Source organism: Chryseobacterium sp. ERMR1:04 (assembly GCF_001297705.1).
Taxonomy (GTDB): Bacteria; Bacteroidota; Bacteroidia; order Flavobacteriales; family Weeksellaceae; genus Chryseobacterium.
Window position 1 is genome coordinate 717,508 of the sequence record NZ_LIRF01000003.1, and the last position, 20,188, is coordinate 737,695.

The window sequence follows — 20,188 nt, forward strand, 5'->3', positions numbered from 1 at the left end:
AAGACAAATAAAAAAAGTGACCAATATATTGATCACTCTAGTTTTATGTTTATGCAAATTATCCGATATGCGTTCCCGGAGGAATCACGGCGTCTTTTTTCACGACTACAATTCCATCCTGTATGGAGTGGGTCCCAAAATCGCCATCGGGAAGATGTTTTCCACCGATGATCCTTACATTATCACCAATATAACAGTTCTTATCTAAAATTGCTTTCTCAATAAAACAGTACTTTCCGATTCCCATATTCGGTTTACCTTTTCTATCGTTCATCACAATTTCTGTGGTATTTTGATAGAAATCTGCTCCCATCACATAGGAATTTACGATCGTACTTCCTTTATCTATTCTTGTTCTGTTTCCAATCACGGAATTTTCAATCTTATCTGCCATGATGATACAACCGTCTCCAAAAACAGCTTTACTTACATAAGAACCGTTGATTTTAGATGGTGGAAGCATTCTCGCTCTTGTATAAATAGGCGAAGATGAAAATAAATTAAACTGAGGAAAATCCTGACAGAGATCTATATTGGCTTCATAAAAAGACTCAATTGTTCCGATATCCGTCCAGTATCCTTCAAACTGATAGCTTAATGTGGTGTATTTTCCGATGGAGTTTGGAATAATATCTTTTCCGAAATCATCTCCGGCTCCATCATCAAACATTTTTTTAAGAATCGTTTTTGTGAATATATAGATTCCCATTGAGGCTAAATATTCTTTTCCGGCTTCTTTATTCACTTCAGACACTTCAGACTTCAAACCATCCAATATATCATACCCTGGTTTTTCAACGAAAGAAGTAATGTTTCCTTCATCATCAGAACTTAAAATACCAAAACCTGTAGCATCTTTAGCATTTACCGGAATGGTTGCAATGGTAACGTCGCCTCCATGCTCAATATGAAAATTCAACATTTCCTGAAAATCCATCTGATAAAGCTGATCTCCTGAAAGAATTAAAATATACTCATAATCATACTTTTCAAGATGCTTCATAGACTGGCGAACGGCATCTGCTGTGCCCTGGTACCAGCTTTCGTTTTCTACATTCTGCTCAGCCGCCAAAATATCAACAAAACCTTTGCTGAAAATATCAAAGTGATAAGAGTTTTTGATGTGCGAATTCAAAGAAGCTGAATTGAACTGTGTAAGAACCAGAATTTTATTTAATCCTGAATTTAAACAATTCGAAATAGGAATATCAACCAACCTGTATTTTCCTGCAATAGGAACAGCCGGTTTTGATCTTGTATACGTTAAAGGAAATAATCTTGTTCCTCTTCCTCCTCCTAAAACAATGGAAATAACATTGCGATTCATAATTTATCTTGCGTTTTTATTTTAATTTTTATCCTTCTTAGTTAATTGAGTTCCTCAGCTTTATTCTCACTATTTTTTTTGAGTTTTAGCAATTTGAGATTCTAACAAATCTATCCGTTTTTGCATAGTTTGTTTGTCTTTTTGAAGTCGACGTGACCTAGTCTGATTTCTTTCAATCTCTTTCTGAAGCTTTTCTTTATTTTCAGTTTTATCTAGGTCAAGCTGTTGTGATATTATTTCTTCTTCAACTTTCCTGATTCTTTCATCCATTCTACCCACCTGTTTCTTACTAACTTCAAGATCTTTTTCAATAGAAAACATTCCATTACTATTATTCATTAATGAAAGCTTCTGATTACTCCTTATCATTTGCTGATTTTGCGTCATTAATGTTTGCCTCATCATCTGTGTTGTATTTTGAGAATACATATTAATTGAAACAAATAATACTAAACTAAAGGATATATTTTTCAAACTCAATATCATTACAACTACTTCTTATATAAAGTTATGTATTTTTCCGCAGATTTCTCCCATGCAAAATCAAAACTCATATTTGCATGTATTAAATTTTCCATCACTCCTTTTTGATTGTAGATGGCTAATGCTCTATTCATCGCATGAACGATGTCGTCTACTCCGGAATAGGTGAAATTAATTCCAGCTCCACCCGTAGAAATATCTTCAACAGTATCTCGTAAACCACCTGTATATCTTACAATAGGAACGGTTCCGTATCTCATGGAGTACATTTGATTCAATCCACAAGGCTCTACTCTTGAAGGCATTAATAAAAAGTCTGCCGAAGCATAGATCTGATGCGAAAGAAATTCTTTGTACCCAACATCCAAAGCAAAATTGGAATAGGTATAATCATATTCTTTCAATTTATTTTCAATGTAAGAATTTCCGGAACCTAAAATCATGATGTTTAATGCTCCATAACTTTGTTTAATGCTTTTCCATACTACATCAGGAAGCAAATCTGCTCCTTTCTCTGTGGCAAATCTTCCGATAAAAGCAAATAAAGGAAGTTCAGGCTTTAAACCATATTCTTTACAAAGCTTTTCTTTATTCTTCTTTTTCTGTTGGATTACGTTCTTGCTGTTAAAATTAAAATTCAACATCGGGTCAGTTTCAGGATCCCAGACTTCGGTATCAATTCCGTTGATAATTCCGTATGCCTTTGAAAATTCATCACGAACCAAGCTTTCCAAACCTCTGAAACTTACAAAAAGTTCTTCCAGATATCCTTCAGAAACCGTTGTAAAAGCAGTTGAGCATTTGATCATACTTGCCAAAGGATTGATATAACCATTCCAATCCAAGAATCCCCATTTATAGCTATCAAAAGAAGGCATATAATTTACCATTTCCCAGCTCATCATTCCCTGATACTCGCCATTATGAATAGTCCCTATGGTTTTTACTCCTTTTAAAAACTCAAATTCACGGCAATTTTCTATCATAAAAGGAACCAATCCTGTATGATAATCGTGGCAATGCAAAACGTCAGGACGAATTTTCATTGAACTTAACCAATGTAACACTCCATGCTGAAAAGCCAAAAACTGAAAACTTTCATCCTGATATCCATAAGGATTCTCTCTGTCTAAAAGTCCGGGTATTTTAACCATATATAATTCAAATCCCAAAACATCAGTTTTCTCCTTCAACACCTGAACCTGAAGCATGTTTTGTCCCTGATGAATAAATCCGTCAAAAACAACCTCAAACTCATGATCGTAAACAAAAGCTTTGTTGTACCAAGGCATTACCACCTTTGCATCAACTCCTTTTATTTTATTCTGATACTTTGGCAACGCTCCTACCACATCTGCCAACCCTCCTACTTTTGCTACCGGATAACACTCGGTGCTAAGATGATAAACTATCATTTTTTATCTTTTGTGTAATTTAATTCTATGTAATTTATACTTTTTATCTTTTTTCATTTTTAAAACAACTCCTGCAAGCGGTGGAAGTTTTAAAATTATTGAATTTAAACGATTCATCCATGGTCCAGATTGCTCTTTTATAATTTCAGGCTGTACACCACTTCCATTATATCTTTCATCATCCGAATTGAAAATAACTTCCCAATGCGTTCCTTCATTGACCCCAATTTTATAATCTAAAACCTTTGGTGTGAGATTTAAAACCACCATAAATATATTGTCCCTCCTTTTTCCCTTCCTTATATAAGTGAAAACAGAATTTTCAAGATCATCAGCTTCTACCCATTCGAAACCTGTTTTATCAAACTGATTTTCATAAAACGCAGATTCGTACCGATACAAATGGTTTAGATCTTTTACCAAAGTCTGTAATCCTTTATGAACCGGATATTTTAACAAATGCCAATCTAAACTTTGTTTAAAATTCCATTCATTTGTTTGTCCGAATTCATCTCCCATAAACAGAAGCTTTGCGCCAGGATGCGTAAACATATACACATACAGCGACCGAAGATTGGCAAACTTCTGCCATTCATCACCTACCATCTTATAGATCAAACTTGCTTTTCCGTGGACTACCTCGTCGTGAGACAAAGGCATCATATAATTTTCATTATACATATACATGGAAGCAAAAGTAAGTTTATGATGATGAAATTTTCTGCCTCCATAACCTTCTTTAAAATAATCCAATGTATCGTGCATCCAACCCATCATCCATTTCATTCCGAAACCAACTCCTCCGTCGTGAACAGGCTTTGTGAGCATTGGAAAATCTGAACTTTCTTCAGCAATGGTGATGATATTATCTCCAAACTCTTTATAAACAGCAGTATTAAATTCCTGTAAAAAAGTTTTCGCTTCAAGATTCACATTTCCTCCGTAAATATTAGGTTCCCATTCGCCTTCTTTTCGTGAATAATCGAGATGAAGCATTGAGGTTACTGCATCCACACGCAATCCATCAACATGATAACGATCTAACCAAAACATGGCGTTTGAAATTAAAAAAGACTTTACTTCATTTCTTCCATAATTGAAAATATAAGACTTCCAATCGGGATGAAAACCTTTTCTAGGATCTTCATGTTCATATAAATGGGAACCGTCAAAACGGTGCAAACCATTCGCATCACCCGGAAAATGAGATGGAACCCAATCTAAAATAACGCCAATACCATTGTTATGCAATTCATTAATTAAAAACATTAAATCCTGTGGCGAACCAAAACGCGATGTCGCTGCATAAAAACCAGTGATCTGATATCCCCAGCTCGGATCATACGGATACTCCATCACAGGCATGAATTCTACATGAGTAAAACCCATTTCTTTGATATAAGGAACGAGTTTTTTGGCAATATCCCGATAATTTAAAAATCGTTCAGGATCATCCAAATCTCTTACCCAAGAGCCCAGATGCAGTTCATACACCGAAATCGGAGCATTAAGACTGTTTACTTTCCAACGATTGTTAAGCCATTCTTTATCACCCCACTCATACCAAGTAGTAGCAACCAATGAAGCGGCCTGTCTATTTTGTTCCCAACTTAAAGCATAGGGATCACTTTTTTCTAAAATTTCTCCTCGGGGCGTTTCAACAGCATATTTATATAAAGTTCCTAATGGTAATGCAGGAATAAAGCCTTCCCAAATTCCCGATTCATCCCAGCGAGGAAACAAAATATGGTCTTTATCATTCCAATTATTGAAATCTCCTATCACCGAAACTTTTTTCGCATTGGGAGCCCAAACCGAAAAATAAACTCCTTGAATTCCTTCTTTTTCTACAGAATGCGCACCAAACATATCGTATAGCTTATAATGCTTCCCTTCTTTAAAGAGATAAACATCATGTTCAGTAAAAAGCGTATACGTTTTAACAGAATTCATCAAGTCTTTGATTAATTTTTATATAATTCTTGAAGCTACAAAAAATATCAACAAACACTATTAACTATTGTTGAAATAATTATTATGTTAATTTGATTAACTCCCTTCCTGATCAAATATATAAATTTTTTAATCTTAATTATTTATTAATTTAAAATTTTACTATAAAAAGTTTTTTATAAATTTAACTATTAAAATTTATTAAACGCACATGATGAAGTTTGAAATGTACACTGAAGAAAGTGATGACAGACCGATATATATCACAGGAAATTTCAACAACTGGAATCCTAAAGACTTTAACTACCAACTTAAACAACTGGATCTTCACCGATATTCTATCGAAATTGATGATCAGGCTCTCCCGTCTGTGATTGAGTATAAATTTACAAAAGGCGGTTGGGAAAATGTAGAATTAGACAAATACGGAAGTATTACTCCTAATAGAAAAGCAAACAAATCTTTAGGGAAAACCTCTGATATTGTTGAAAAATGGAGACTCAACTGGGGACCTTTTAAAGATGAATATTTCCCTATTGCAGAAATTATTTCGGAAGAATTTTATATTCCACAGCTTGACCGTTACCGTAAAGTCTGGGCCTTATTGCCTTACGATTATTATTTCTCCAACAAAGACTATCCTGTTTTATACCTTCAGGATGCTCAAAACCTCTTCAATGAAGGAAGTGGATATGGGAATTGGGAAATCGATAAAAAACTCTCTATTCTTGCAGAATATGGGCGTGGTGATGTTATTGTAGTGGCCATAGAACATGGAAGCGAGGAAAGAATTAAAGAATATATTTTTGATAATGATCATGTAGCCCACGGTTCTGAAGGAAAGAAATACATTCGTTTTATCACGGATACCCTGAAACCTTTTGTCGATGAAAATTACCGGACCAAAAAAGACAGAGACAATACAGGAATCGGAGGAAGTTCTCTCGGAGCATTGATCAGTATTTACAGTGGTTTTCTGTATCCCGAAGTCTATTCTAAATTATTAATTTTTTCACCTTCTCTTTGGGTTGAGCCTAATAATAATTTTCCGATGATGAATTTCAGAACCCCTTTTACCACAAAAATATATTTATACGGTGGTGCGCAGGAAGGATCTAAAATGGTAAAAAGAATTCACATTTTTGAAGAATATTTAAAGAAATGGGAGGAAAAAAAACTGTTTGATTTCGAGTTTAAAACAAGTATTAATCCTGAAGGAACACACAATGAATTTTATTGGTCACAGGAATTCCCAAGAGCTATAGAATGGCTATTTTATGACAACATAGAAAACCCTGTAGAAGTAGAGCCACAACAAAAAAGCATTAAAAATTAACAGATAAGCAAACAAAAAAAATCTAATCAGCTTAAAAATATATTATTAAATTATTACAAGACCTATGGAACTAATTAATAAAAAAAACAAAACATATACGCAAGTCTTCCAATTATTCACAGAAGAAGAGTGGACAAAAAAAGAAGGAAAATTCAATAAAAACATATCACCTTTTTTCACAGGAAAGAAAAACGAAGTCTTTATAAATGCGCATGAAGAAGGCGTTACCTATTTTATTGGTCTGGGTAAATCTACACTTCAGAATTTTGAAGCACAACAGGTAGCCCAGAAATTCTCCCAAAGTCAGAAAAAGAATTTACAGCCAGTTCCCACGTTGCTTTTAGCAGATTTCATCACAGATAAACAGTTTGAAGAATTTGTGAAAGGGCTATTAATAGGAACCTACAACTACCCTTTTGATAAAACCCATCCTTTCTGGAATGCAAAATTTGAAATCCATTTTGAGAATGTAAGCCAGAAAAAATTAAATGCAATAACCGAAAGAGTTACAGCATTATGTAACGGACAAATTGCCTGTCAGGATTGGCTAAACAAACCCGCCAATCTTAAAAACCCTGATATATTTAATTTATATCTTAAAAATTTAGCCAAGAAGAATGATTTAAAATACACCGTCTTTAACAGGAAAAAATGTGAGGAGCTAGGCTTGGGAGCTTATCTTTCTGTAAATCAAGGAAGTGCTTATGATGCTGCTTTTACCATTTTAGAGTATAAGACAAGTGTTAAAAACGCTAAAACCATTGGTCTGGTCGGAAAATGTGTATTGTTTGATACCGGAGGAGTTTCATTGAAAAACCCTGATAATATGCATTATATGAAATCTGATATGGGTGGAGCAACCGCTGTTTTAGGCGCTTTAATTTATGCTTCAGAAATGCAGCTTCCTGTAAATATTGTTGCGATTTTACCGATTACAGACAATGCTATTTCTGAAAAAGCCTTCCTTCCGAGTGATGTGATTACCGCATACAATGGAAAAACAATTGAGGTCTTAAATACCGATGCGGAAGGCAGAATGATCTTGGCAGACGGACTTTCTTATATGGCTAAAAATTTCAAAACAGATATATTGATTGACCTTGCTACATTAACAGGAAGCTCAGTAAGAATGTTCGGTGATACTTGCGGAGCCTTGTTTTCCAATAATGAAGAGCTGAAAAATCTTTTAATAAAAACCGGTGATAAAACCAATCAAAGACTATGGAATTTACCGTTATGGGACATTTGGAAAGACGATATACAATCTGATGTTGCCGATTTGAAAAACATTTCAATGAAACCTATTGGAGACTGTATTATTGCTGCAAAATTCTTAGAACAGTTTATTGAAAATCATCCAAAATGGGCCCATTTAGACATTGCCGGAGTTGCCTTTGGAAGCGTTGGATATGCCAAAGAAAAAGCTGCAACAGGCTTTGGAGTGCAGTTATTGGCCGATTTAATTGAAAATTATCACTAAAAATTAGTTTATTACAAAAAATGTCTGTATAATTGATATAGTAATTCTCAAAAACACAACAATAGACTACTTTACACAATAATTAACCAACAAAGAATCTGTTTTATTTTTGAATATTCACTAAAATTAAAAAAACATTATATGGAGGAGAAAACAATAGTATGTATTTCGTGCTATTACAAGGGCTATGATTTCATGGATGAAATGAAGAAGCTCGGTAATAAAGTAATCTTAATAACATCTGAAAATCTTAAAGAAAAAAATTGGCCGTGGGAAGCCATCGATGAGGTATTTTACATGCCGGAACTCAAACCTTCTGTTTGGAATCTTGATCATCTTATTCAGGGATTTTCTTATCTTATGCAAACCAGAAAAGTAGATGCTGTGGTGGCTTTAGATGATTATGATGTTGAAAAAGCAGCCCTCATCAGAGAAACTTTCCGCATTCCGGGAATGGGCCAAACCACTCACCGTTATTTCAGAGATAAATTGGCGATGAGACAAAAAGCAAAAGATTCTGGAATCAATGTCCCTGAGTTTACAGCAGTTTTTAATATTGACGAAGTAAATACATTTATAGAAAAGGTTCCGGATCCATGGGTGCTAAAACCACGTTCGGAAGCATCTGCCTCAGGAATTAAAAAAATAACAAACAAAGACCAACTTTGGGAAGCTTTATATGAACTTGGAGAAGAGCGTCATTTATTTCTATTGGAAAGCTTTAAACCTGGAGATGTTTATCATGTGGACAGCTTAACATTTAACAAAGAAATTGTATTTACTTCAGCATCCAAATATCTTGCCCCACCTATGGAGGTTTCTCATGAAGGTGGTGTATTCAGAACGAAAACACTAGGAAGATATTCTGATGAATTTAAAGCATTGGATGAAGTGAATGCAGATGTAATTTTAAATTTCGGATTGCTAAACGGTGCTACTCATACAGAATTTATAAGAAGTAAAGAAGATGGTAAATATTATTTCCTGGAAACTTCATCAAGAGTTGGGGGCGCTCACATCCCTGATCTGGTGGAAGCTTCAAGTAATGTTAACATCTGGAGGGAATGGGCAAAAATAGAAGATGCTCTTTTGAAAGGTAAAAAATATCAGGTATCAAAACCTACAGCCTATTATTCAGGGTTAATTATTGCTTTAATTAAAGATAGAGAACCAGATTATAATCAATTTGAATGTGAAGAAGCGGTACAATTCTTACCCATAGAATACCACGTTGGTATTGTATATAAATCCAGCGATTCTACCGTTGTGCAGGAAAGACTAGATTATGCTGCAAAAAAAATACATGCAGAATTATTAAATATCATCCCGCCTAAAAGCAAACCAACTTCATAATTCAGTGATGAATAAAGACATGAATATCAAAGAAGTCATTCCTCAATTTCTAAAAATCCCAATCTGAATAAAGCATTAGAAAATGCTAAAAACAGAGCATACAAGAAAAGGAATTATCGTTCTCGATATCCTTACAGAGGATTGATTGGGCGGAATTGAATGGATAGAATTGATATAATTCTTCTTCGATAGTAATGAAATAAAATAGTAAAACTCAAATAAGAAAAAAAATGCCTCAGATAGAACATACTGATTACTATTCAAACATATTAGGAACAAGCCTTAAAGTAGAGGTAACCGGACATTATGGGCATCCCATTATCATGTTCCCTACTTCCCAAGGGCAATATACCCAAAACCATGATTTTAACCTTAATGGAAGCATCAATTGGTTTATTGAACAAGGAAAAATAAAATTATATAATATTCAAACCATTGACAGCTGGAGTTTTTACGACAACAACATATCGCCACAGCAAAGGATTAAAAACTATGAGCGATACGTACAGTTTCTCATTCAGGAATTTGTTCCTTACATCCAAAAGCTACATAAAACCCATCGTGTAGCAGTTGCAGGAGCTAGTTTTGGAGGCTATCATGCGGCTAATTTCGCGTTTAGATTCCCTGACGTAGTTTCTCATTTATTCTGCCTTTCGGGAGCCTTCAGTATCCGTAATTTTATGGATGGATACTCTGATGAATTGGTCTATTTCAATTGCCCGAGAGAGTTCGTGAAAAATGATGAAGCCTGGAAATACAAACACATGCACATCGTATTAAGTACTTCCGATCAGGATATCTGTAAAGATAAAAACTTAGAAATGGCAGGCATCTTAAGATCAAAAGGAATTGATTTCTGGTATGATGAAAGAAAATGGATCAGCCACGACTGGGTTCTTTGGCGAATGGTCTTTCCTAAATTTATAGGAACCTTTTTCTCTTAACATTTTATAGAAAATTAAATAGTATAAAACATTAAAAACAACAATTATGGCAAAAAAAGTTGGAATTCTATTTGGGATGGAAGATACATTTCCTTGGGCATTCATAGACAAGGTAAATGAATTAGGCGGCGGAGAGATTATTGCTGAAGCAGTGACCATTGACAAATTAGAGCAAGGTGCTGATTACGGATATGCAGTAATTATAGACAGAATTTCGCAAGATGTTCCTTTCTACAGAGCGTATCTTAAAAATGCAGCATTGAACGGAACGTATGTTATCAATAATCCTTTTTGGTGGAGTGCAGACGAGAAGTTTTTCAATAATGCATTGATGTCTAAGCTGGGAATCCCTCTTCCCAAGACGGTCTTATTGCCATCGCACGAAAGACCTACAGACACTTCAGAAAAATCATTCAGAAACTTAAAATTCCCTCACGATTGGGATTATATTTTTGAATATGTAGGCTTCCCTGCTTATATGAAACCTCATGATGGTGGCGGCTGGAAAAGTGTTTACCGCGTAGAAAACCCGGAAGACCTTTGGAATAAACTGGGAGAAACCGAGCAATTGGTAATGATGGTTCAGGAAGAAATTGTTTTTGAAGATTACTACAGAGTGTATTGTTTAGGCAAGAAATATGTTCACATCATGCCTTACGAACCTAGAAATGCCCATCATTTAAGATATGCAACAACGCATCAAACGGAAGGCGCAGAACTAAAAAAATTACTCAAAGTAATTCATGATTATACAATCAAAATGAATGAAGCTTTAGGTTATGATTTCAATACTGTAGAATTTGCGATTAGAGACGGAATTCCTTATGCTATTGATTTCTGTAATCCTGCTCCTGACGCAGATATCAACTCAGTAGGGGAAGAAAACTTCGCATGGATCGTAGAACATTCAGCTAAATTAGCGATTGAAAAAGCGAAAGAATATGTTCCGGGAAAACCTAATATCTCTTGGGGAACTTTTGTAAAAGATTCCGTAAAATAAAAAAACAAAAAAACACCGAAAAAAAATGCATCAATTTACGATTGGTATCGAAGAAGAATACCAAATTATAGATGTTGAAAGCAGAGATTTAATCTCTCATGTTTCAAAAATTATTGAAGGCGGAAAAGCGGTTTTAAGTGAAAACTTAAAGCATGAAATGCATGAGTCCATGATCGAGATGGAAACCGGTATTTGCCAGAATATTCAGGAAGCACAGGCCGAACTCACCACTTTAAGAAGGCATCTTATTAAGACAGCCCACGATCAGGGACTTCGGGTTTCCGGAGGAGGAACGCATCCTTTTTCAAATTGGGAACACAACACCATTACCAATGGGGAGCGTTACAACAAAATTGTAGACGATATGGGTGATGTTGCCCGTGGAAATCTTATTTTCGGACTGCATGTGCACATCGGGATCCCAAATCGTGAAGAAGGCGTTAGAATTCAGAATGTTATGCGCTATTTTCTACCTCACGTGTATGCTCTTTCTACCAATTCCCCTTTCTGGATCGGAAGAAATACAGGGTTTAAGTCTTACAGGCAGGAAGTTTTCGTAAAGTTCCCAAGGACAGGAATACCAAGTTTCTTTAATTCTCTGGCAGAATTTGACAGCTATGTGGATCTTTTGATCAAGACCGGAACCATAGACAACGCCAAGAAAATATGGTGGGATCTGCGGGTACATCCATTCTACCCTACCATTGAGTTTAGAATTTGCGACATGCCATTAAGAATTGATGAAACCGTTTGTATGGCTGCCATTATGCAAAGTTTGGTTGCTAAAATTTATAAACTTCATCAGCAGAATTTAAGCTTTAGAAGCTATAGAAGATTGCTGTTGAACGAAAACAAATGGAGGGCTTCTAAGAGTGGAATTGACGCTCATCTTATTGATTTTGGTAAAGAAGAATCTATTCCTTATCCGCAATTATTAAAAGAACTTCTTGAGTTCATTGATGATGTTGTGGATGATCTAGGATGCAGAAAAGAAGTTGAATACGCCTGGACAATTTTAGAAAACGGAACAGGGGCCGACAGGCAACTTAGAATATTTGAAGAAACCGGTGATCTTACAAAAGTAGTAGATTATATGATCTCGGAAACGGAGTATGGCATAACACATGGCGAAACCGCTTCGTAATATTTTTGGTAACTTTGTAAAAAATATGAAGTCGTATGAAAGATATTAGAATCGCTTTATTGGATATGAATAACAACCATGTTAATCAAGGCTTTAGAAATATTAAAGAAATTTCTGAAACTTTCCAACAAAGGTCTGACGAGAATGTGACCATCACTATATTTGACGTAAGATATAAGAATGAAATTCCTAATGTAGAAGATTTTGACATCTTTATTTCCTCGGGAGGTCCCGGAGATCCGCACAGAGAAGGACTTGAATGGGAAGATAAATTTGCAACATTTCTAGATACCGTTTATGATCATAATAAATACAATGATGATAAAAAGTATATGTTCCTTATCTGCCACTCATTTCAATTGGCGAGTATTCATTGGGAACTGGGAAATATCTGCAAAAGAAAATCTTATTCTTTCGGGGTAATGCCTATTCATAAAACAGATGAAGGCAAGCAAGAATTTTTATTAAAAAATCTTCCGAATCCTTTTTATGCGGTAGATTCAAGAGCATTTCAGTTTATTGAACCTAACCATGAACGTTTCGAAGAATTAGGAATGAAAATCGTTGCGATAGAAAAATTCCGTCCACATATTAATTTGGAAAGAGCGATTATGGCGATCCGTTTTTCAGAAGAAATCTTTGGAACTCAGTTCCATCCTGAGGCTAACCCAGCAGGCATGATTGAAAACCTAAAAGACGAGAAAAATAAAGAAGCTATGATCGAGAATTATGGAATGGAAAAATATCTTGAAACCGTAGACAGAATGGATGATGAAGATAAGATTGTTCTTACACAGGCTCAGATTCTTCCAAGATTTTTGCAATTTGCAAAAAAAAACATTTTGAAGGGCGCTGAAGCCATGGTTTAAATAAAGTTCAACAGATGCTTCGACTCCGCTCAGCATGACATTTCTAATATTAACTGTCATTTTGTAGCGATATCATGTAATGAACTATTTCAAAATATTCAACAAAAAATCAATACATAAATCGAGCAATATTGCTCGATTTTTTAAAATCACAAAGAAAAAGAATATGATCTCAACATACAGAAAACAATTTAATCAGGAATTTTCTCAGGAAAAATACAGTCAATTTAAAGAGATTTTAAAACAGAAAAGTGGCATAGAGCCTTCTTTTAGAATTTCTGAAAGTCCTCTTTTTCTAACCAATGAATTTAAGGATAAGCTTCTTGATGCCAGCGAAAGTATTATTGATCAGATTAAAGCTTTATCGCCTGAAACCTTACAAAAAGCCATTCCTGAAAACTGTAAAGTTCCTAATGACACGCATCAACCTCATTTTTTTACGATAGATTTTGGAATCTGTAAAAGTGAAAACGGACAAATTGAGCCTCAATTAATAGAACTTCAGGCATTTCCATCATTGTATGCTTTTCAAAAAGTTTATGAAGATACCTTTTGTGAAGTTTACCCTTTCTTACAGGAGATTAGAAACAAAATGCCTCAGGAAGAGTTTGCAACGTATGTAAAAGAATTAATTGTAGGCAATGAAAATCCCGAAAATGTAATTCTCCTCGAAATTTTTCCAGAAAAGCAGAAAACCCTCATAGACTTCATTCTTACCGAAAAGTTACTAGGAATAAAAACCGTTTGCTTAACCAAAGTAAAGAAACAAGGAAAGAAATTATATTATGAAAATGATGGAAAATTAGTTGAGATCAAAAGAATCTATAACCGTGTTATTTTCGACGAATTAGATAGAATTCCAGATCTTACCACTGAATTTGATTTCCGTGAAGAGGTAGATGTCACTTGGGTTACCCATCCCAATTGGTTTTTTAAAATTTCAAAATTCCTTCTTCCCATGCTGAAACATCAGTTTGTTCCGAAAAGCTATTTCTTACATGAGTTCCCAGAAAGTGAAACTCTTGAAAACTTTGTTTTAAAACCTTTATTTTCATTTGCAGGAAGCGGAGTTAATCTGAATCCTACTCAGGAAATTACAGATGCTATTGAAGATAAGGAAAACTATATTTTACAAAGAAAAGTAGAATACGCCCCTCTTTTTGAAGATATCAATGGGGAATTTTCAAAAGCAGAAATCCGATTACTGTACATTTGGAGAGAAAATGATGAACGCCCTATCCTATTAGAAAATTTAGGAAGAATGACTAAAGCCGCTATGGTAAACGTTGATTTCAACAAAAAAGATGCAATTTGGATTGGAAGTTCTAATGCGTTTTTTGTGGAGGAATAGATTAATACATAAAGAAATGTGTGAAATTAGTAATGAATTAAAATTCTGTACCTGTTTAGAAATTAAGGATAAAGAATTAATAAATATTCATAAAAGATTAGAAAAATTTCATAGTAAAAAACTCCCAAAATCTAAAGAACCATTCAGTTGGATTATATACGAATATATGGGTTCTGAATACAATGATGGGATTATGGGACTTTTAAATATGCCCAGTAATAAAATTGGTTTTTCTTTGACTGAGAAATTTGTACTTGAGCAACTCAACAATAAAAATTGTTTCGATTTTGAGTATCAGCCCAAAGAAGGAGATAATTTGCAAATAAATTTCCAAAGAAATAAATCCTGGATAGAATTTTTATCATTTATATTTCGTAAAAATAATTGGGAGGTAGACTCTTACGATACTTTTACTGAAATAATTGAACCTAAAAATTATGGAATATTAAAAGTTACTCAATAACTTTTCCCCTTTTTCAAAATGAATTTCGGGCGGCTTCTTTGAAGCCGCCCGAAATTCAATATATTGATTAAAAAGATTTATCTTCTTCTAATAATTCCCTAGCCTGATATTCCTGCACCAGATCGATGGCGTTAGAAATAACATCGCTTAACGCTGTAATAAAAGCTCCTTCTTCAGCCATGCCCATGGCATGTTTTAAGGCATCAATTTCTTTAGGAATAATTTCATAGCTCACATCTTTTCCAGCCTCATTAATTCCATCAATGATCAATGCATTGATATCTTCTTCTTTTCTGCCACGAAGATGTTTCTCATTTCTGATAATGATATAATCAAACATTCTTCCGGCAATTTTACCACATAATTTGATGTCTTCATCTCTTCTGTCTCCAACTCCGGAAATAATTCCTATTTTTTTGGTAGATTCAATATTTTTAAGGAAATCTTCAATCGCTTCATATCCTGACGGGTTATGAGCAAAATCAATTAAAACTTTGAAATTTTTAAATTTGAAAACATTTAACCTTCCTGGAGTAAGTTGTGCACTTGGCAGAAAAGTTCTCAGTGAATTTGAAATATCTTCTATTCCCAACCCCTGAAGGTAACATGCTAAACTTGCAGCCAACACATTCTCAATCATGAATTTTGCTTTAGCCTCCATTGTAATAGGAAAGTCTTTTGCTTTTCCTATTCTGATCTTCCAGTCTCCTTTTTTGATCGTCACAAAACCTTCTTCATACACGCAAGTGATTTTTCCTTCTTTTGCGAATTTCTTCATGTAAGGATTGTTTTCATCCATACTGAAAATTGCCACATTGCTCTGTAGATCATTCACAATTCTCATAGAATACTCGTCATCAGCATTCATTACGCTCCATCCGTTTTTCTTAACACTGTCAAGAACTACTCTTTTTACCTTGGTTAAGTCTTTCAGGTTATGAATATCATTCATTCCTAAATGATCTTCTGTAATATTGGTTAAAACACCGATATCACATTGAGAAAAACCAAGCCCAGAACGAAGAATCCCTCCTCTGGCAGTTTCCAATACTGCAAATTCTACCGTTGGATCTTTCAGGATAAATTCAGCTGATAAAGGGCCTGTAGTATCTCCTTTCGTCAGCATTGTATTTTGAATATAGATTCCATCTGAAGTGGTAAAACCTACTCTATACCCATTATTTTTAATGATATGAGAAATCAACCTTGTTGTTGTCGTTTTACCGTTTGTTCCTGTCACCGCAATGATCGGGATGGTAAAAGGTTTTCCTGTAGGATACAGCATATCAACAACCGGAGCTGCAACGTTTCTTGGAAGCCCTTCACTTGGTGCCAAGTGCATTCTGAAACCTGGAGCTGCATTCACTTCAATGATAGCTCCACCGCTTTCTTTTAAAGGCTGCGTTAGGTTTTCAGCCATAATATCAATTCCGCAGACATCAAGACCGATGATCTTAGATATTCTTTCTGCCATCGTAATATTTTCAGGGTGAACCATGTCGGTAACATCTATAGACGTTCCTCCTGTTGAAAGATTAGCTGTTGATTTTAAATAAACAATTTCTCCTTTTTGAGGAACTGTTTCAAGCGTATAATGAAGTTTTTCAAGAAGTTCTGTTGTGTCTTTATCTACTGCAATTTCAGTTAACACATTTTCGTGGCCATAGCCTCTTCTCGGGTCTTTATTTTCTTTTTCGATTAATCGCTGGATATTTAATTCTCCGTCTCCTACAATGTGAGCAGGAACTCTTCTTGCAGCAGCAACCATTTTATTATTGATTACTAATACTCTGAAATCATATCCTGTAATATATTTTTCAACAATTACTTTATTAGAATATTTCTGAGCATGCTCCAATCCTATTTTAGAAGCTTCCCAATCGTTTACATTAATAGAAGACCCTTTTCCGTGATTTCCATCCAACGGTTTTAAAACAATCGGATATCCTATTTTTTTGATTACAAAATCCAATCCTTCTTCATCTACGATTACCTCTCCAATAGGAACAGGGATTGCAGCATCATGAAGCATTCTTTTTGTTAATTCTTTATTACATGCAATATCTACTGCAATTGAGCTTGTATTTCCTGTAATGGTCGCTTGAAATCTCTGCTGATTTACCCCATATCCCAACTGAACCAGAGAATTAGTCCCTAATCTGATCCATGGAATTTTTCTGGAAACTGCTTCTTCAACAATACTTCCGGTAGACGGGCCCAAACGAACACGTTCTCTGATTTCTTTTAATTTTTGAATACAGGCATTGATATCATATTCTCTTCCTTCAATTAAAGCTTCTGCAATCTGTACGGCTTGTTCTGCCGCATAAATTCCTGCATTTTCTTCAATATAATCAAAAACAACATTATAAATCCCCGGACTTTTTGTCTCCCTTGTTCTTCCGAACCCGGTATCCATTCCTGATAAAGTCTGAATTTCGAGAGCGATATGTTCTATAACGTGACCCATCCAGGTTCCTGTTTCCACTCTGTGAAAGAAACCACCTTGCACCCCTTCCGAGCACCTGTGTGAAAGCAAAGAAGGCATGAGCTTTTCTATCCTTTCTCTGAAACCGTCGATTTTATTGGTAGGGAAATTTTCTAATTCTTCAAGATCCAACCTCATCTGTATCAGCTTTTTCCTTCTTATACTCCAAATATTCGGACCGCGTAAAGCCTGTATCTTCTCAATTTTCATAATCAGTTTGCATTTTTCTTATTAATGATAACATATTCTAAGATCAAAGATAATGCAAAACCATAAAAAAAACTATACCACACTTGTAGATTTCTCAAAATAAAATTGAAAATTATTAATATTTCTAAAATACTCAGGATCAATTAAAATATGGCATAGATTTCGTCAAATGTTAATAATTTTTTAAATTTGCACACTATGATGAAACCAGTAGGAAAATTAATCGTTATTGGAGGCGCTGTAAACAAAGGCAGTTTTGCTGAAACCGACTACGACCAGAATATAGAAAAGAACCTCAATTTCTTTGAAAGAGGTATTCTAAGAAAAATAATTAATGAGTCTAGGCTTAAAGAAGATTCTATAATAGAAGTTATTACAACTGCTTCACAAATCCCGCAGATTGTAGGGACGGAATACAAGAAGGCTTTTGAATTTCTAGGTGCTAAAAATGTAAACATTCTTGATATTCACAACCGTGAGGAAGCGAATTCTGATGCCATGGTAGCAAGAGCTAATGCTGCCGATGTTGTCATGTTTACAGGTGGAGATCAGCTAAGGCTGACTTCTATTCTTGGCGGAACAAGATTTCACGATACAATTCTATTGAAGTATCAGGAGCAGGATTTTATTTACTCCGGAACTTCTGCAGGAGCGGCGGCGGCCTCTGAAAATATGATTTATCAGGGAAGCAGTTCTGAAGCATTGTTGAAAGGTGAGATAAAAACTACCCAAGGGTTAGGATTAATTGACAACGTAATTATCGATACTCACTTTGTTCAAAGAGGAAGAATCGGACGTTTATTTCAAGCGGTGGTTAATAATCCGAGAACGTTGGGAATTGGTTTAGGGGAAGATACCGGACTTTTTATTTATAATGATACGATGACAGCCGTAGGGTCAGGTCTTGTGATTATTGTAGATGGTAGGTTCATTAAAGATACCAACCTTACCAATATAAACCTTGGAGAGCCTATTTCTATTGATAATTTAACCGTACATGTGATGTCGATGAATGATCATTATGATCTGACGACAAAAACTTTGACTATTGAAAATTCTCAATTTAACCCGATACCGCAAGACAAATAAATTGTCAATGGTGAAATGTGAATTTTTCTTACGATAATTTTACTTATTTTTAAAATTGACAATTGACTTTTCACAATTGCCCAATACAACATTATGAAATTAATCATCCACGGCGGTTTCTTCTCAGAAAGTGACCAAAGCCATGAAGTAAAAATAGCGAAACAAGATTCATTAAAAAATATTGTTCAAAAAGCTTTTGAATATTTACAGTCAAATTCCGCATTTGATACGGTAGCGTATGCCGTTTCTCTTTTGGAAGATGATGAGCTTTATAATGCAGGAATCGGTTCCCAGATCCAAAGTGATGGCGTGATCCGCATGAGTGCTGCTATTATGGATGGTGAGACCCAAAAATTAAGTGGTGTTATCAATATTCAGGATGTGAAGAATCCTATTTTTGTGGCTAAAGACTTAATGAAGGAAGACGACAGAGTGTTAGGAGGTGAAGGCGCCAAAAGATATGCTACAGAACATGGTTTTGAAAACTTCTCTACTGAAATCCCTCAACGCCGAAAAGAATATGAAGCTAAATTAGCAAATGGCGGAAAAGGAACGGTTGGCTGTGTAGCGATTGATAAAGACGGTAAATTGGCTGTTGCTACCTCAACCGGAGGAAAAGGTTTTGAGATCCCCGGAAGAATTTCAGACTCTGCAACCGTTGCAGGAAATTATGCCAATGCTTTCTGTGCGGTAAGTTGCACAGGTGTTGGAGAGGATATTGTAAGCAATGCCACTTCTACCAAAATTGTAACCAGGGTTACAGATGGGATGACATTGGAAAATGCTTTTCATAAAACTTTTGAGGAGTTAAAAACAATTGATGGCTTTGCAGGTGCGATTGCCATTGATAAAGAAGGGAATATCTATCATCAGGATTCTTATCCTACGATGGTATTCGCAAGTTTTGATGGTGAAATTTTTAAAGTATTCAATTAAATTTTAACATAAATTTATAATTGTATTTATTTTTTTGGCACGTATTTTACTTAGTTATTAATAACAAATTTTAGTAGTAATCACAACATTCAAAAAATAGAAATCATGGGAAACAAAACAAATGGCATACTTGCTTTATTAGGATTAGGAGCTTTAGCATATTGGAAGTACAAAAAATCTACTCCGGAAGAACAACAAGCAGTAAAAGATAAAATCAATACTGCGAAAGATAACCTTAATAAATGGGGGAATGATCTTAAAAGTAAAGCAAATGACGTGGCTTCCCAAGTTCAGACCAAAGTAGACGAAGCTAAAACAAAAGCTGAAGATTCTTTAAGCTAAGACTA

The 20,188-nt window shown here is 34.9% G+C and carries 17 protein-coding genes; 12 read left to right on the forward strand and 5 right to left on the reverse strand.

The annotated features are described in order from the left end of the window. Nucleotides 1-58 precede the first annotated feature (58 nt). The 4 genes from AMQ68_RS03370 to glgB all read right to left on the reverse strand — a co-directional run bounded on the left by AMQ68_RS03370 (nt 59) and on the right by glgB (nt 5,178). Nucleotides 59-1,327, reverse strand: coding sequence for a glucose-1-phosphate adenylyltransferase (locus AMQ68_RS03370; RefSeq protein WP_054509199.1), 1,269 nt, complete (start codon nt 1,325-1,327; stop codon nt 59-61). 69 nt (nt 1,328-1,396) lie between these two features. After that, complete coding sequence (locus AMQ68_RS03375; protein WP_123905592.1) at nt 1,397-1,732, reverse strand: hypothetical protein; 336 nt, start codon at nt 1,730-1,732, stop codon at nt 1,397-1,399. A gap of 86 nt (nt 1,733-1,818) precedes the next feature. After that, entirely contained in the window at nt 1,819-3,225 is a 1,407-nt protein-coding gene (locus tag AMQ68_RS03380) for a glycogen synthase (protein ID WP_054509201.1), read from the reverse strand. A gap of 3 nt (nt 3,226-3,228) precedes the next feature. Further along, nucleotides 3,229-5,178, reverse strand: coding sequence for a 1,4-alpha-glucan branching protein GlgB (glgB, locus tag AMQ68_RS03385; RefSeq protein WP_054509202.1), 1,950 nt, complete (start codon nt 5,176-5,178; stop codon nt 3,229-3,231). Between the two features lie 211 nt (nt 5,179-5,389). On the opposite strand from glgB, the gene AMQ68_RS03390 reads away from it, so the two are divergent. The 9 genes from AMQ68_RS03390 to AMQ68_RS03430 all read left to right on the forward strand — a co-directional run bounded on the left by AMQ68_RS03390 (nt 5,390) and on the right by AMQ68_RS03430 (nt 15,118). Then, on the forward strand, nt 5,390-6,514 hold the full coding sequence (locus AMQ68_RS03390; RefSeq protein ID WP_241775044.1) for an alpha/beta hydrolase-fold protein: 1,125 nt from the start codon (nt 5,390-5,392) through the stop codon (nt 6,512-6,514). A gap of 64 nt (nt 6,515-6,578) precedes the next feature. Further along, entirely contained in the window at nt 6,579-7,994 is a 1,416-nt protein-coding gene (locus AMQ68_RS03395; protein WP_054509204.1) for a M17 family metallopeptidase, read from the forward strand. A 141-nt stretch (nt 7,995-8,135) separates the two neighbouring features. Then, nucleotides 8,136-9,347, forward strand: coding sequence for an acetyl-CoA carboxylase biotin carboxylase subunit family protein (locus tag AMQ68_RS03400; RefSeq protein ID WP_054509205.1), 1,212 nt, complete (start codon nt 8,136-8,138; stop codon nt 9,345-9,347). A 230-nt stretch (nt 9,348-9,577) separates the two neighbouring features. Then, entirely contained in the window at nt 9,578-10,291 is a 714-nt protein-coding gene (locus AMQ68_RS03405; RefSeq protein WP_054509206.1) for an alpha/beta hydrolase-fold protein, read from the forward strand. A 46-nt stretch (nt 10,292-10,337) separates the two neighbouring features. Then, entirely contained in the window at nt 10,338-11,291 is a 954-nt protein-coding gene (locus tag AMQ68_RS03410; protein WP_054509207.1) for a RimK family alpha-L-glutamate ligase, read from the forward strand. Between the two features lie 25 nt (nt 11,292-11,316). After that, a complete protein-coding gene (locus AMQ68_RS03415) occupies nt 11,317-12,435 on the forward strand; it encodes a carboxylate-amine ligase (protein WP_054509208.1) in 1,119 nt (372 codons plus the stop codon). Nucleotides 12,436-12,470: 35 nt separating this feature from the next. Next, nucleotides 12,471-13,304: a type 1 glutamine amidotransferase gene (locus AMQ68_RS03420; protein ID WP_054509209.1), complete on the forward strand. Its 834-nt coding sequence runs from the start codon at nt 12,471-12,473 to the stop codon at nt 13,302-13,304. Nucleotides 13,305-13,470: 166 nt separating this feature from the next. Further along, the gene (locus AMQ68_RS03425; protein ID WP_054510007.1) at nt 13,471-14,655 is read left to right on the forward strand and encodes a hypothetical protein; all 1,185 of its coding nucleotides are present in this window, start codon (nt 13,471-13,473) and stop codon (nt 14,653-14,655) included. 16 nt (nt 14,656-14,671) lie between these two features. Beyond that, nucleotides 14,672-15,118 (forward strand): hypothetical protein, encoded by a 447-nt coding sequence (locus tag AMQ68_RS03430; protein ID WP_123905594.1) that lies wholly within the window; start codon nt 14,672-14,674, stop codon nt 15,116-15,118. Between the two features lie 67 nt (nt 15,119-15,185). On the opposite strand, the gene cphA is transcribed toward AMQ68_RS03430, so the two are convergent. After that, complete coding sequence (gene cphA, locus AMQ68_RS03435) at nt 15,186-17,816, reverse strand: cyanophycin synthetase (RefSeq protein WP_054509211.1); 2,631 nt, start codon at nt 17,814-17,816, stop codon at nt 15,186-15,188. Between the two features lie 201 nt (nt 17,817-18,017). Between cphA and AMQ68_RS03440 the strand changes: the two genes are divergently transcribed. The 3 genes from AMQ68_RS03440 to AMQ68_RS03450 all read left to right on the forward strand — a co-directional run bounded on the left by AMQ68_RS03440 (nt 18,018) and on the right by AMQ68_RS03450 (nt 20,183). Then, entirely contained in the window at nt 18,018-18,905 is an 888-nt protein-coding gene (locus tag AMQ68_RS03440; RefSeq protein WP_054510008.1) for a cyanophycinase, read from the forward strand. A gap of 93 nt (nt 18,906-18,998) precedes the next feature. Next, nucleotides 18,999-19,841, forward strand: coding sequence for an isoaspartyl peptidase/L-asparaginase (locus AMQ68_RS03445; RefSeq protein WP_054509212.1), 843 nt, complete (start codon nt 18,999-19,001; stop codon nt 19,839-19,841). Nucleotides 19,842-19,946: 105 nt separating this feature from the next. Next, a complete protein-coding gene (locus AMQ68_RS03450; RefSeq protein ID WP_054509213.1) occupies nt 19,947-20,183 on the forward strand; it encodes a YtxH domain-containing protein in 237 nt (78 codons plus the stop codon). Nucleotides 20,184-20,188: the final 5 nt, after the last annotated feature.

Excerpts from the sequence above, each read along its gene's own strand:
- AMQ68_RS03450 (WP_054509213.1), top strand. The coding sequence starts at position 19,947 with ATGGGAAACAAAACAAATGGCATACTTGCTTTATTAGGATTAGGAGCT.
- cphA (WP_054509211.1), bottom strand. The coding sequence starts at position 17,816 with ATGAAAATTGAGAAGATACAGGCTTTACGCGGTCCGAATATTTGGAGT.
- glgB (WP_054509202.1), bottom strand. The coding sequence starts at position 5,178 with ATGAATTCTGTTAAAACGTATACGCTTTTTACTGAACATGATGTTTAT.
- AMQ68_RS03445 (WP_054509212.1), top strand. The coding sequence starts at position 18,999 with ATGAAATTAATCATCCACGGCGGTTTCTTCTCAGAAAGTGACCAAAGC.
- AMQ68_RS03375 (WP_123905592.1), bottom strand. The coding sequence starts at position 1,732 with ATGATGAGGCAAACATTAATGACGCAAAATCAGCAAATGATAAGGAGT.
- AMQ68_RS03370 (WP_054509199.1), bottom strand. The coding sequence starts at position 1,327 with ATGAATCGCAATGTTATTTCCATTGTTTTAGGAGGAGGAAGAGGAACA.
- AMQ68_RS03400 (WP_054509205.1), top strand. The coding sequence starts at position 8,136 with ATGGAGGAGAAAACAATAGTATGTATTTCGTGCTATTACAAGGGCTAT.
- AMQ68_RS03415 (WP_054509208.1), top strand. The coding sequence starts at position 11,317 with ATGCATCAATTTACGATTGGTATCGAAGAAGAATACCAAATTATAGAT.
- AMQ68_RS03410 (WP_054509207.1), top strand. The coding sequence starts at position 10,338 with ATGGCAAAAAAAGTTGGAATTCTATTTGGGATGGAAGATACATTTCCT.
- AMQ68_RS03430 (WP_123905594.1), top strand. The coding sequence starts at position 14,672 with ATGTGTGAAATTAGTAATGAATTAAAATTCTGTACCTGTTTAGAAATT.
- AMQ68_RS03380 (WP_054509201.1), bottom strand. The coding sequence starts at position 3,225 with ATGATAGTTTATCATCTTAGCACCGAGTGTTATCCGGTAGCAAAAGTA.
- AMQ68_RS03440 (WP_054510008.1), top strand. The coding sequence starts at position 18,018 with ATGAAACCAGTAGGAAAATTAATCGTTATTGGAGGCGCTGTAAACAAA.
- AMQ68_RS03390 (WP_241775044.1), top strand. The coding sequence starts at position 5,390 with ATGATGAAGTTTGAAATGTACACTGAAGAAAGTGATGACAGACCGATA.
- AMQ68_RS03425 (WP_054510007.1), top strand. The coding sequence starts at position 13,471 with ATGATCTCAACATACAGAAAACAATTTAATCAGGAATTTTCTCAGGAA.
- AMQ68_RS03395 (WP_054509204.1), top strand. The coding sequence starts at position 6,579 with ATGGAACTAATTAATAAAAAAAACAAAACATATACGCAAGTCTTCCAA.
- AMQ68_RS03405 (WP_054509206.1), top strand. The coding sequence starts at position 9,578 with ATGCCTCAGATAGAACATACTGATTACTATTCAAACATATTAGGAACA.
- AMQ68_RS03420 (WP_054509209.1), top strand. The coding sequence starts at position 12,471 with ATGAAAGATATTAGAATCGCTTTATTGGATATGAATAACAACCATGTT.